Annotated in this window: 9 protein-coding genes; 2 read left to right on the top strand and 7 right to left on the bottom strand. The window is 45.2% G+C overall.

Features of this window, described 5'->3' with window-relative positions; genetic code table 11:
• Positions 1-60: 60 nt before the first annotated feature.
• From DXD78_RS08345 to DXD78_RS08330, 4 genes are all read right to left on the bottom strand, one after another.
• On the bottom strand, positions 61-1146 hold the full coding sequence (locus tag DXD78_RS08345; protein WP_227741064.1) for a M57 family metalloprotease: 1086 nt from the start codon (positions 1144-1146) through the stop codon (positions 61-63).
• Positions 1147-1272: 126 nt separating this feature from the next.
• Entirely contained in the window at positions 1273-2853 is a 1581-nt protein-coding gene (locus tag DXD78_RS08340) for a SusD/RagB family nutrient-binding outer membrane lipoprotein (protein WP_009037705.1), read from the bottom strand.
• A gap of 14 nt (positions 2854-2867) precedes the next feature.
• Entirely contained in the window at positions 2868-5987 is a 3120-nt protein-coding gene (locus tag DXD78_RS08335; RefSeq protein ID WP_009037704.1) for a SusC/RagA family TonB-linked outer membrane protein, read from the bottom strand.
• A gap of 946 nt (positions 5988-6933) precedes the next feature.
• On the bottom strand, positions 6934-8739 hold the full coding sequence (locus DXD78_RS08330) for a long-chain fatty acid--CoA ligase (protein WP_009037703.1): 1806 nt from the start codon (positions 8737-8739) through the stop codon (positions 6934-6936).
• 217 nt (positions 8740-8956) lie between these two features.
• Here DXD78_RS08330 and DXD78_RS08325 point away from each other — a divergent pair, with 217 nt between their 5' ends.
• Together DXD78_RS08325 and DXD78_RS08320 are read left to right on the top strand one after the other, a co-directional pair.
• The gene (locus DXD78_RS08325; RefSeq protein WP_005834577.1) at positions 8957-9574 is read left to right on the top strand and encodes a porin family protein; all 618 of its coding nucleotides are present in this window, start codon (positions 8957-8959) and stop codon (positions 9572-9574) included.
• A gap of 90 nt (positions 9575-9664) precedes the next feature.
• Complete coding sequence (locus tag DXD78_RS08320; protein WP_009037702.1) at positions 9665-10735, top strand: M20 family metallo-hydrolase; 1071 nt, start codon at positions 9665-9667, stop codon at positions 10733-10735.
• A 7-nt stretch (positions 10736-10742) separates the two neighbouring features.
• On the opposite strand, the gene DXD78_RS08315 is transcribed toward DXD78_RS08320, so the two are convergent.
• The 3 genes from DXD78_RS08315 to DXD78_RS08305 form a co-directional block, all read right to left on the bottom strand.
• A complete protein-coding gene (locus tag DXD78_RS08315; RefSeq protein WP_117652681.1) occupies positions 10743-12044 on the bottom strand; it encodes a murein hydrolase activator EnvC in 1302 nt (433 codons plus the stop codon).
• A 70-nt stretch (positions 12045-12114) separates the two neighbouring features.
• Positions 12115-12702, bottom strand: coding sequence for a DUF4292 domain-containing protein (locus DXD78_RS08310; protein ID WP_005830366.1), 588 nt, complete (start codon positions 12700-12702; stop codon positions 12115-12117).
• Positions 12680-14530 carry a tetratricopeptide repeat protein gene (locus DXD78_RS08305; protein ID WP_034529262.1) on the bottom strand — a complete coding sequence of 617 codons (1851 nt, stop codon included), beginning with the start codon at positions 14528-14530 and terminating at the stop codon, positions 12680-12682. Before DXD78_RS08305 ends, DXD78_RS08310 begins: the two co-directional genes overlap by 23 nt.
• Positions 14531-14532: the final 2 nt, after the last annotated feature.

The raw sequence follows: 14532 nt of genomic DNA, 5'->3' as shown, positions 1-14532 counted from the left end.
AATCTTCAAAGAGATTATTTAAGGCCCAAACATCATCTTCGATTTCCATAAGACATTTTATTATTCAACACGTGTTAATCTAGTAATTTGATCTATATACTCCCTTTTCAAGGAATACTTTTCTCCATAAATAGTCGTAACACGAACAGAGACACCAGAAGTATATGGGCTTCCAAAAACAATATCCGCTGAATCATCATTAACACGGACAATCCACCCACCAGACGTATTCCAATTTTCATAACCAACAATCGGATGACTGCCTCGAACGCTCAACCTATGTACATCAACTCCCCAATGCTTCACTTCTTGAGGATAACCCACAAAATCTGCAGTAAAAGTAGATGGATACAAATATTCAATAGCTTTCTTGTCTCCCTCACTAAACCCAGACCATTGATATTCGGCAGTTCCTCCATTCATCACAGAATAGGAATCAGAATCAGGCGTTCCATAAATGTCATAAGCGTTAGATTCATTCCTTGATTTCCAATTTGTATGTCTTAAACCAAAGCAATGTCCCAACTCATGCACCATATTGTATATCTTCTGAAGTCTTGGAATGGTTTTGTTATAATCATAATCCAAATTTATCCAAATAGAGGGACCTGGTTTTCCGTTCATAGGCCAAGAGCCTGCCGCAATAGCATTGTTCGGTAAAGGAGTGCTGGCATCACTACGGATAAGTATATCCGGATTAGCAGCTGTAGTATAAGTCATTTTAAGGTTACTCAGAGGATTCCACAGATTGATGGCTTCCTGTATTTCATCTCGCCAATCATCTACACCTGATGCAGGTATCGAGCTATCAACACCAACGGTAATCGCTCTTTGTTTGGGGTGACCAATTAAACCGGTAGTATGATAAGCTTGTCTTGTTTGTGGCTGACCATAAGCAACAAGTTTACTTTTTTCTATATATATATCACCTTGAATCAGATATCCTGATTTTAGTTTTACTACATCTAAAGTATCAAATCCAAGTGATTGGATTATGCACATATCATCTCCGATAGAGGCGGGTCGTTGTGGCTTTTGTTTTTCAAAGCTAACTGCTTCTAATCCATTATCACAAGCACTTGTTAATGCTAAAAACATTGAATAGCACAATATGAATAAACTGTTCCGAATATATTTTGCATTCATAAAAATCAAGTATAATATCAAATATTGTATAAGGAGAAGTATGAGAAACATATCTCAGACTTCTCCCTATTTTCATTTATCAAAGATTATTTTTTCCAGAACTCTTTTATCTATGATACGATTAGCCTAGAAGTTCGGTTTATCTATATCCCAAAATACACGAGTACCCGCATTATCAGGACCACCCAATTTGGAAACCGCATCCGCATAGTCGGGATTAGTAGTTTTCTCAGCCAATGTGAAAGGCAGACGACGAGGTCCCAAATCCGTGTCAATCTCTCCTTGACTATAGTTAACGTCGTTCTTGAAAAGCTTAGGATAACCTGTACGACGATAATCGGCCCAACCGTTGATACCTTCGGGGAAGATAGCAATCCAGCGCTGTGTGGCAATCTTGGCAAACTTCTCTTCGTTGCTCAAAGCATCGTTCCACTTGGCTGTCACCTTGCTGACAGCTTTTGTAGAAGCTGTCGGCAACAAATTATCGTTATGGTCAGTTGCAGGAGTTTCACCTTCAAGGTAGTTTCCAATAACTGCTCCCCATTGTTCGAACGAAGTCTGTACCCCTCTTTCATAAAGGCTTTTTGCGGTTCCTTTGCCGTTAACGTTCCAACCACGCAAAGCAGCCTCGGCCTCCAGTAAAAGCGTTTCACTGGCAGTAACCAAAGGAATCGTTTCATCAATTTTTGTAGCAGGCGAACTTACCTTGCCAAAAGCCACGTCTTTAAAACCACCCGGAATATCAACACCTGTTCTAAAACCAACGACTTTACCATCTATTTCATTGGCCATCAGCTTCAAACGAGCATCGTTCATACCGCCCAAGATAGAAGTCATATTCGCATTCAAACTGCAATCGCCCCATGCAACCAAAGTTGTCAACGGATTAGTATAGCCTTTACCAGAGAATTTGAGGTTGCCATCGTTGGTTTCAATCAGACCATTAGAATCGCTCATGGCAGCTTCAGCTTCTGTCTGCGCCCAAACGGCATCAAACTTCACTACACGCATAGCTAAACGAAGACGCAAAGAGTTGCACAGCTTGGCCCACTTGGCAAGGTCTCCACCATAGGCAAGGTCGAAGGCACCAAAACCTACCACTGATTTCGTCAGAGCGTCACGCAATACATCTGCAGCCTCTTTCAATTCCTTAAAGAAAGCCTTATAGACCACATCACCAGCATCGTATTTACCTCCGGTGGCCGACTTGCCATATTCAGAATAGATGATGCAACCGTATTGGTCAGCCGTACGCGACATGGCAAGCACGCGGATAATGGTACTGATGGCATTGAAGTGAGCATAGGTATCCGGGTCTTCCGCACATTTTTTCTGTGCCTTCAGGCATTCCGACATGACCGTATTATAAGCATAATCCCAGCAGTAATCGTTCCAACCGGCATTCATGGAATAAGTCATATTATTGACATTGCCATTAAAGGGATTGATACTTGACATATAGCCGGAAAACATGTCGGCGTGCAAGTTCTGCGTCAACTGGAATTCCCAGTTTCCACCGCTGGTATTGTAATAAACCGACTTCATCATAGGTACAAAATGAGCACCTATATAATTACCGTCCTGTTTCAGTTCTTCGTCTGTAACCCCTTTGGGATCTGTATTCATATCTTCAAAAGCTCCCGTACAAGCAGTAAGGAAAGAGGCTGCTAAAAAAGCAATACCTGTATATTTTATAAATTTCTTCATATTTGCTAAATCATTTAAAAGTTAACCTTCAAGTTGAAACCAAACGAGCGATTAGTCGGCATACCGAATACATCGACACCTTGCAAACGATTGCTGGTAGACATCAGACCGTCCGGGTCGTAAGGAGCATTATTCTTGAAGAAGAACAGATTGCGCCCTATCAAAGAAATTTGTAGCCCTTTGATGAAGCCGGTTTTGGCAAGCAGTGCTTGCGGCAATGAGTAAGAGAGTGACAATTCGCGCAGACGGATGTTGGTAGCATCATACATATAGTGTTCTGTCACACCGGCACGTCCGCCCACCACATTGTAGAATTCCTGAATATTCCGGTTGTTTTTTCCACCGTCGATGCGGGTTCCTTCCAACATAATGTACCCACGGTCACGGGCATCACCCGATGTCTTGCTTACACCTTGTTGATCCAAGTCAGCTTCTGTCAATGACATCACATCACCGCCAAACCGTCCATCAATCAAGAAGTAAAGAGAAAAGTCCTTCCAAGTGATGGTGTTGCTCCATCCCAAATTGAAGTCAGGACTGGAATTGCCCAGCTTCACGGGATCCTTATTGACCATTGGAATAGTCATGGTCTCTTTCGTTCCGTCAATTTCCACTTCTTTCTTCTCATACTGAATCTTGCCATTGTCATCGCGTACAAACGTAGTACCATAAATATCACCGAACGAGCCGCCCACTTCCAGATAGCTCCATACATTATTACTTTCACCACCGTTGAACATAAAACGGTCAAGTTCATCCACCAGTTTGATTGCTTCATTCTTGTTGGTGGCAAAGTTCACACCTGTTTTCCAACGGAAATCCTTAGTCATCACCGGAGTGGCATTCAGCACAATTTCCACACCCTTGTTTTGGATTTCACCGGCATTGACATAATAACGCGCATAAGAAGAACCGGTAGGAGCCGGCAGATTGAAAAGCTGATCCTTGGTACTTGTCTTATAATAGGTAAAGTCAAACTCCAAACGGCTATTGAAGAAGCGCCATTCCGTACCGAATTCTATAGAAGTAGTTCTTTCCGGTTTCAGTTCGTCAAACGGGGCAGTAGTATTAAAGTTTACATTACCATTTTTGCTAATAGAATTGAGTGGATGAGAAATATAAGAACTCAATCCGTTACCCACTTGCGACCATGCACCACGAATTTTACCCAAGTCAATCCATTCGGGTAGTTTCAGCGTTTCGTTGAGCAACCAAGTCACACCTACCGACGGATAGAAGAAACCTTTGTTCTTGTATTTAGTGAATGCAAGTGTGGAAGTCCAATCATTACGAGCAGTGACATCTAGGTAAAGTTGGTCCATAAAGCCTACCTGTCCGGTGAAGAATACTGATTGCGACTGCGTGTGAGTCTTCCAATCGCTCGGAAGACCTCCGTTCACATCCACATTACCTATTACAAATACATTCGGAATGGAAAGCGTACCCGGATAGGAGTCAAATCCCGTACCTCTGCCGGTATAGTCATTTATACTGGCGCCGACTGATGCGTTCACACTAAACTTCTCGAATTGTTGCTGATAAGTAAACAGAATATCACCATAAGTGGTCAGTTCACTGCTTTCGCCATAGATATAACGGCCATTGGAACCCGTCTGCTGGGCGTTCAGACCCGCCAAGATAGAGCTGGTACCGGCATACATGTGTGTCTCATTCTTGTCGTTGATAAAGTCTGCACTACCACGGGCTTGCAGGCTAAAGAGTTTGTTAAACTGATACTTTACACTCAAATTAAACATGGCACGATAACGGGTATCCTCGTTAGGAGCTTTGTTAATCAACCAATAGGGATTCTGCTCAAAGTCGCCTGCACCTACACTGGCGTTCTGATACCAAGCTTGATCCATCATATTACGAGACGGATTAAGTACCTGATAGTTCTCTTTATAGTAGTAGAAGTCTTTGCCCCCTTCTACTCCACCACGTGGGAAGTGATAAAGACCTACCAGAGGATTCATATAGTAACCGCCGGAAGTTACACGGTTGTTACCACGCTGGTACATACCATTAATATTAGCATCAATAGTCAACTTGTTATTCAAGAAATTGGCAGTTTCGCGGAAGTTGAAGTTATGCTTCATCAGACGATTGTTTTCTACCACACCCTTTCCTACGGTATTGGCATACGAGAAATAAGTCTGCATAGCCTGCGAACCCATGCTCAAAGAAAGGGAGTTGATGGTAGTTACACCGGTTCTGAAGAACTCGTCGGCATAATCGGGACTACCGTTGATTTCACTACCCCAACTTTGGCCGGTACCTGTATAATGGTTTTGAAACTCGGGAATGCCATAAGCCGCATTATCAATCGTCGTACTTGAATTGAAAGTAATACTGGCGCGTCCTTCCTTGCCCTTCTTAGTGGTAATAATCACCACACCATTGGCAGCCGAACTACCGTAAAGTGCAGCAGCGGCAGGGCCTTTCAATATGTTCATGCTCTCAATATCATCGGGATTCAGATTGGAAATACCGTCGCCACGGTCGTAGTTACCACTGTCGTTGTCTCCGCCGATAGTAGTTGAGGTATTTTCGTTGGCAGATGAACCGAACGGTACACCGTCTATCACATACAACGGCTGGTTACTTCCGCTTACAGAACGGTTACCACGGATAATCACTTTAGAAGAACCTCCCAAACCGGAAGAACTCTTATTAATCTGCACACCTGCCGTCTTACCGGCCAATGCGTTCATCATATTGGGGTCTTTCACGCGTGCCAGTTCATCACCGTTTACCACCTGGGTAGAGTAAGTCAGTGATTTTTCTTTCTTTGCGATACCCAATGCCGTTACCACCACTTCATCCAGCAGCTTGGCATCATTCTTTAATGTGACTCTTATCGTCCCCGGAGTGATGGGAACTTCTTGTGTTATCATACCTACGAAAGACACTTGCAGGATTTTCGCACCTGCGGGCGCATCTGTAATAGTGAATTTGCCGTCTAAATCTGTTACGGCTCCGGTAGTGCTTCCTTTTACCAATACGGAAGCTCCGATAATCGGTTCATTGTCCTCAGCTGAAATAACGATACCGGTAATGGGGGAATTCTGGGCTGCTACCCAACCGATGGCTGCCAGCAGGCAAACCAAGGTCAGCATAATTCTTTTTTTCATAAGCTGTTTTTCGGAAAATAAATATTAGATTAAATGTGTTAAGTTAATAAACAGATTCTGATGGGGTCTGTCTTTCCGATTGACAAGCAGGGTTGAATGTCAATCTCATTTGTTTCTTTTTGTATGCTACATAGGCTATTAGAATGTTACGGTTAATACTCGAGCTTATTAAAATGTCTCTTATTCTGCAGATTTCTTTTTAAGCTTCGTATATAAAACCGGGTAGAGAACCGCAACCCTATCGAGAAACAGAAGTTTCTTTGCTAATAAAAGTTAATCGGGTTCGGAAGAAGAAGGAAAAACTAATACGATTTTCTTAATGTTGCCCTCACCGCCCTCACTCACTTCCCGAACCGCCCTGTTCATCGGCATTACATGGGTGAGTGAGGGCAAATAAAAAGGGTGAGGGCAAATTTTGCCCTCACCGGTGTTCGGTCTGTCCCGTTCCCTTGCTTTCTCTTGTCTCGTCCCCTTCTTTCTCTTGTTGTGTCCGCTTCTTTGTCTTATAGAGGCTTTGAGTTTCTGAGCGGCTCACTATAGTGGTCTGACTCGTTCACTATAGTGAACGGAGTTGTTCACCATAGTGAGCTGATTTGTTCACCCGAGTGAGCCGACAATGAACAAAGGCTGTTTCGGGGACAGACACCAAGCGTTTGAGGGATAAAGCAACGGGGAAAGACGGACTGAACAAGGGGAGCGTTCCGGACTACGTGCTTGAATCCCGTGACAGATGACAGACGGTTCTTCCCCTTTATCTTTGAAGAAGCTGTTTTGAAATGATAAATCCCCATTTATCTACCAGGCTGTTTTTTTAAGCCTAACTAACGTGCACATACTCGAGAGTCCTATCTGCCAAGGGCAAGTCCATACATAAAACAAACCGTCCGGCCCGGAATGAAAATAATTCACTCCAAGTCGGACGGTTCAAAAACAAACAAATGGAAATCTATTCCTCGTACATCTTGTCAATCAGCCCCTTGTAGTTCTTTGCCACTACAGAGCGTTTCAGCTTCAGCGTGTTCGTCAGCTCGCCACGCTCCATGCTGAACGGTTCGGTCAGGAGCGTGAAGCGCTTCACTTGCTCGTAATGGGCGAACTGTTGCTGCAAGGTATCGATACGGGCACGGAACAACGCTTGTATCTTGGAATGTTGCAGTAACTCATCCATATTGTTGTATGCAATGCCTTTCTCCTTGGCATAATCCTTCACAAAGCCATAAACGGGAACTATCAAAGCGGAAACAAACTTACGCTCATCGGCAATGACAGCAATCTGGTCAATGTAACGGTCAATAGCCAGCTTCGTTTCCAATGCCTGCGGCGAAATGTATTTTCCGTTGGAGGTCTTGAACAAGTCTTTGATACGCTCCGTCAGATACAGATGGCTATCCTTCAAATAACCGGCATCACCCGTGTGGAACCAACCGTTACGGTCGATGGCAGCAGCCGTTGCCTCCGGTTTCTTGTAATAGCCGGTAGTGATAGTCTTACCACGAAGAAGTATCTCGTTGTTCTCGCCAATCTTCACCTCCACATCAGGCATCACCGTACCTACGGAACCAATCTCATAGCCTTCGTTGAGGAAGCAGGAAACGGTAGCCGTAGATTCCGTCAGACCATAGCCCACCACCATGTTTATACCTACAGAATGCACAAACTCGCAGATTTCATCGGGCACAGCAGCACCTGCCGTAGGGAAGAAATTACCGTTCTCAATACCTATCGTCTTCTTCAGCAGAGCATAAATGGTCTTTTCGTAGAACTTGTATTTCAGATGAAGCATCATCGGAGGAGTCTTTCCTTGGCGCAAATAATCAATGTTATGCGTCCTGCCCACCTTGATGGCATCCAACATCATCGCCTTACGCAGACCGGTTTCCTGGGAAATCTTCTCCTGCACACCGGCATAGACTTTCTCCCAAAAACGGGGTACACTGCACATCAGTGTAGGGCGTATCTCTTTAATAGTAGTTTGGATATCTTGTGGACGGAGATTGATGCAGACCTGCACCCCCCGGTGTATACAAAGGTAGGTCCATGCCTTTTCGAATACATGGGTCAGCGGAAGGAAGTTCATGGAAACATCCCGGTCTGTCATGAAAGGCAATCGGATATCATGAATGCGGAAAGCCTCTCTATAATTGAAATGATGGAGCATGACACCTTTCGGCTCACCGGTAGTACCGGAAGTATAAAGGATATTGGCGAGGTCATCATCTGAGGCAGCTGCTGTACGTTCTTCTACAATGGCATTGTGCTGCAACTCTTCATCCATTGCCATAAATTCATCAAAATAGATGGAAGTCATGTCGCGCGGATCTTTCACCACAGCACGGTCGAAGATGATGAGCTGCTGCAGAGACTGGCAAAATCCGAACACGCTGAAAGCGGCATCGTACTGGAACTGCTCGCCTACAAACAGATAACGTATCTGTGCATCGTTGATGATATACTGTGCCTGGGCCGGTGAGCTGGTAGCATACAAAGGTATAGTCACCGCCCGGTTGGCGAATGCACCGAAATCAGTAAAGAGACATTCGGGTTTATTCTGCGAGAAGATACCGATATTCTCTTGTGGCTCTATTCCCAAAGCCACCATTGCATTGGCAGTCCGGCGTACAGTCTGTGAGAACTCTTTCCAAGAGATGGGTATCCATTGTGCAGTTTCATAGTCCCTGTATTTCAGGGCTATTTTGTCTCCATACTTCTCTGCCTGGCGATGCACCAGGACAGATAAATGATGATAAGTCATAACTTTTGATATTGGTAAATACGGTACAAAGGTAGTGGTTTCATTTGAAACTAATTTGATATTAGCGGGTAATTATTCAAACTTTACCTTTAAAGTATCCGACCATCCGTTAGCAAATTATCCACAAAAGATACTTTCTTTACCATTAAAACAATAGAAATATATTAAATATATATATATTTGTGGTGATATACAAACTAAATCAAATTCAATGAACATGAAAAAAGTATTGCTTTTAATGGCTATGCTGACCATAGGTTTAGCAAGCATCAATGCTCAAGACAACCTCAGATGGGGAGCAACAGTCGGCATGAACTCCAGTAACTTCTCCATTACCGGTTTCGACAGTAAAATAGGCTTTCATGCTGGGGTAAAGGCTGAAGTAGGATTGCCTCAAATTTCAGAAGGAGTCTACCTCGATATGGGTGCATTACTTACGCTGAAAGGAGCCAAAATAGACGGAGGCTCTGCTGCTTCTATCAAGTTCAATCCCTACTACCTGGAAATTCCTGTACACATTGGCTATAAATATGCAGTGAATGAGAACTTTGCCATATTCGGCAATGCCGGTCCTTATTTAGCCATCGGTCTTTTTGGCAAAGCCAAGGCAGAAGGAGATATTCTTGACGAATATGAGTTTGATGATAACTCCACCAATGTATTCGGGGATGATGCCATGAAGCGTTTTGATTTCGGTCTCGGATTAAAAGCCGGAGTCGAATTCAGTCAGAAATATCAGATTTCCATCGGTTATGACTGGGGACTGGTAGAGAACATTAAAGATTCAGGCAACAAAAACCGCAACTTGATGATATCACTCAGTTGCTTCTTCTAAACAATATTGAAAAAACAGAAAGGACGTCGGTTTGGCGTCCTTTTCATTTTTTATCCGTAAGTTTGCGGCCAGATTATTTATTTACCGAATATGATTTACGATATACCGACTTTAACTTCCGAAGCAATCGGATTGCTCAAATCACTGATAGCCATTCCTTCCTTGAGCCGCGACGAGGAGAAAGCGGCGGATTATCTGCAGAACTATATCGAAATGCAAGGCATGGCAACAGGACGTAAAGGCAACAATGTATGGTGCCTCAGCCCGATGTTCGACCTAAAGAAACCGACCTTGCTGCTGAATTCCCATATCGACACCGTAAAACCCGTCAACGGGTGGCGGAAAGATCCTTTCAAACCAACGCTGGAAAGTAATGGAAAGCTCTACGGGCTGGGCAGCAACGATGCCGGAGCCAGTGTAGTCAGCCTGCTGCAAGTATTCCTGACATTGTGCCGCACCACTCAGGCCTACAATCTGATATATCTTGCCTCGTGTGAGGAGGAAGTATCAGGCAAAGGGGGAATAGAATGCGTATTGCCGGAACTCCCTCCCATACAGTTTGCCATTGTAGGCGAGCCGACAGAGATGCAACCTGCCATTGCAGAAAAAGGATTGATGGTGCTGGACGTAACTGCTACCGGAAAATCGGGACATGCTGCCCGAAGCGAGGGAGATAATGCTATATATAAGGTATTGGATGATATTACCTGGTTTCGTGATTACCGTTTTCCAAAAGAATCTTCCCTGCTGGGTCCCGTGAAAATGAGCGTAACCATGGTAAACGCCGGTACACAGCATAACGTCATTCCCGACCGTTGTACTTTTGTCGTAGACATTCGCAGCAACGAGTGTTATAGCAATCATGAGCTATTCGATGAAATACAGAAACACATCACGTGTGAAGCCAAAGCCCGCTCCTTCCGGCTAAGCTCTTCACACGTAGCTCCGGAGCATCCGGTAGTGCAAAAGGCCATTGCCATGAAACGTACTCCTTTCGGCTCACCGACCTTGTCCGACCAGGCACTGATGCCGTTCCCTTCTCTAAAGATGGGGCCGGGGAAAAGTGCCCGTTCACACACTGCCGATGAATTTATCTTTGTCAAGGAGATAGAGGAGGCGATAGGGATGTATCTGGAGTTGCTGGAAGGAGTAAAAATTTAAATTATCATTATCTGTTCAGCCACGGCTCCGGATTCAGTTTTTCCTTCTCTTTCCTCAATTGGAAGTGTAGCACCGTACGACCATTGTCGGCCCCATCCGAGAAGATTTGTCCGAGAGTCTGTTTGGTGGCAACATCATCGCCCTGCTTCACCGAGGCCGATGACAAGTTGCAATAGACTGATATATAATTCCCGTGACGGACAAGGATATTGAACAGTCCGTTCAGTTTAAAGACAGCCGCCACTTTACCATTGAAGATGGCACGGGCTTGGGCACCCGGTTTCCCTTGTATATCGATGCCCTTATTGTCCAGCTTGACATTGCGCAAACCTTCCACAGAATACTGGCCGTAATGGCTGGTAATGATATACGCTCCGGTGATGGGCATCGGCAACTTACCGCGATTATTAGCAAAGTTCCCTGATAATTCACGGTCTGCCTTACTCATGGAGTAAGTTTCCAAAGGCTGTGCCTTCGGTTTTGCGGGCGTAGAGGCAGTTGCCGTTTTTTCGGTTTTCTCACCAGCCTTTTTACGTGCGGCTGCCTCACGGCGCGCTTCTTCTGCCGCACGCTTACGCGCTTTCTCTATTTCTTCCGCTATCAGACGGTCAATGCGTGCATTGAGCTGATTGGCTTCACGGCGTTTCTTATTCAGTTCGTTCTGCAATCCCCGCTGTTTCTTTTTCAGATTGGCTACCAACAACTTTTGTTCCTTCTCCTGCGCTTCCAGCTTGACTTTCTCCTCTTCACGTTCTTTCAACAATCCTTCTTTGGCAACCTTCACTTGCTGAAGCTCAGTCTTCTTACGGTTCACCTGCTCCTGCTTTTTCAACACTTCCTCGCCTTGCAGGCGCTGATAAGTAGCATATTCACGTACATAGCGCATGCGTCGATAGGTCTGTGCCAGGCTCTTGGCAGAGAAAATGAACATCAGCTTCTCTTCAATGGAGCGGTTCTTATACAAATATTGAACGGACGATTCGTATTTCTTCTTCTTGTCCCTTAGGTCACGTTGCAGGCGGGTCAACTGACGTTCTAATGAAGACAACTCGCGCTCTATGGATTCCACATCATTATTGATAGTCAGAATATAGCGTTTGCGCTCTTCTATCTGTCCGGTCAGTGCAGCAAGACCGTTCAACTGGCTTCCCACATCCTTCTTGGCGGTTATCAACAGCGTTTCCGACTCTGCTATCTGTTTCTGCAAGGCACCACGCTTGCTTTCCAGTTCCTTAATCAGCTTGTTGGACTGGGCAAGGAGCGGGGAAACCGGCAAAAGGAGGAGAAAGAAGAGAAGGAGAAGCTTCATAAGTTATGAGTTATAAGTTATGAGGGATTATCCGACAATTATCAATTATCAACTATTAATTATCAACTAATCAAAGGTCCATCAGCATTTCCAGCAGTTCTTCCAGCTCCACCTCTTTATATTTCTGTGAGAGCTGGGTAGGAGTCAGGGCAAAAGGCTTATCCGAGAAGTTGGAAAGTTCAATCTTTCCCTTTTCCAGAGAGGGTATCCCGAGTTCCTTGCCGGTAAGCACCTTCTTGCCATTGGGTTTGGAAGCAGCATAAAGCAGTTTCTCCAAATGGGCAAAATCCGCCTTCTTGGGCAGCACATCCTTCAGTTCCTTACGTGTTGCACGGACATAACGTTTTCCCATACGGTCTACCAACAGAATCTCATCCGGGGTGACTTCCATACGTGCCACCTCCGTACGAAGTATCGGCATCAGAAAGGAAATCTGCATGCATTCTTCCTTCTTCAACTTCATCGTACCGTTCACAGTAAGGGTGGCATCTTTATGGGGTACCGTCAGCTGCACTTTGGAGGAAAGGCAGGCAGATTCTCCGGACAGAGAACTTGAGTGACGCGAAGTCTTGCAACCGGCAAGCCCCACAGCCAGCAACAACAGCAAGGACAATAGGCGGCACGTCCTTGCCATATCATTCAGCAGGTTTAGTTTCATCTGATATATATTTCTTTTTTTGTATTTTCTGTTTCAACGTATCAGAGCGATTGCCCTTATCCCAGGCTTGCTTCCAGTATTTCAAGGCACCTTCCGCATCGCCAGTCATGTAATAGATATCTCCGCAATGTTCCAAGACCACGTCACTGCTATCTTTATCATTCTTTATCGCCTCATCTATGTAGAGACGCGCCTCGGCATAATTACCTTTAACAAACAATATCCATGCATATGTATCGAGATAGGTGGAATTGTTCGGCTCGGCTTTCACTGTCTTGTAGCTCATCTCTTCCGCCTTGTCCAAGTCGCGGCGCTCCACGGAAAGATAATATGCGTAGTTATTCAAGGCACCGATGTTTGAAGGATTGTACACCAAAGCGGAATCATAAGCCGCATAAGCTTCCGCATGCAGATTCTTGGTGTGATAAGCATCACCGATAATGGCATAAAAATCTGATACGACCTCCTTCTTGCTGTCGTCCTTGACGTGCGACAAAGCCTTTTGACAGATGGCAAGGGCATCATCCGTCCGTTCCGCCTGGTTGTAGGCAATGGCCAGATAGAAATAGAACTCCAACATATCGGGATTGGACTCCACACCGGCTTCGCACAAATTCATTATTTCCTTGTAATCCTCCTGGCGCACAGCTTCCCCCAGCAATGTCATACGAGCCGCTGTGTTGGTAGGGTCTATCGCCAGAACCTGGCGCAGAACCGGCCCTGCCTCCTTGTTCATTCCTTTGGAAAGAAGATATTGGGCATACAGCAAAGGTAATTGCGCCTCATCGGGCTCCTGCTCCATGATGCGGTTGAAGAGCGTAATGACACGTGTACTGTCCTTGCCTGCCTGCTCGTTCTGCACGATGAACTGCCGCATCACATTCAGTTTGGTGTCCGAAGCCACTTTCTTGTTCAGCAACAGCGTGTCCAATTGCTGTTCATACAGCTCCTTCTGTCCGGTCTCTTCGTAGTAAGAAGCCAATGAGTACATGGCCATTGCATTGTCCGGCTCTTCGGCCAGCACCTTCTTGTAAATCTCATAAGCTTCCTGCTTTTTCCCGTTCTGCATATAGACATCCCCCAGCACAACCTGATAGCGCATATCGTTGGGATACTCTTCTACCAGACTTTCTATTTCATGAAAGGCGCTCTTGTCGTCCTTCTTTTGCAGATAGATGCGGAACTTCTCCATACTGAGCTGTTCATTCTTGCCCATCCGTTCCTCGAGCTTGTTCAGTATACCGATAACTTTGTCATACTCTTCCTGGCGGTTGTAAATCTCCAGCAAGTTGTATAGCGGGTCCAGCTTATCCGAGAAACGTACCGCCATATTTTCCAACAAGGCAGCGGCTCTCTCCGTTTCGTTTTGCTGCATATACAGATTGGCAAGTCCCTGGGCATACCAGTAATTATGGGGAGCATTCTCCACCGCCTTTTCCAAGGCGGCTTGTCCCAACGGCACCTGCTTGAGGTACATATAATACTGGGCCATCTCATACAAAGCCGATGATGCGTTCGGGTTTATCGTCAGGCAATGTTGCAGGACATCGAAAGCCGCATCATAGTCTTTTTGGACTTTCAGACGGGCGGCTTCAAGAAAGAAGTAGTCGTAACGGCGCTGCTGTTCGGGGGTAAGCTCCTTTACGAGCGAAACGTCGGCTTTCTTCGACTTCTTCCGTTTCTTCAATTCCTTCCGTGCCTTTTCAGACCGACCGTACCCGCTCATTTTCTCCTTTGAAGCTTGAACGTTGGCAGCCTGCACTCCGTACGTAGTAAAGCAGAAGGTACCTATCAACAACGCAAGTATTATTTTTACTCTGATTCTCATCT

This window comes from Bacteroides sp. D20, assembly GCF_003436255.1.
Lineage (GTDB): Bacteria > Bacteroidota > Bacteroidia > Bacteroidales > Bacteroidaceae > Bacteroides > Bacteroides uniformis.
Note: the sequence above shows the minus strand (reverse complement) of the source record. Positions and strands in the feature narration are given on the sequence as shown.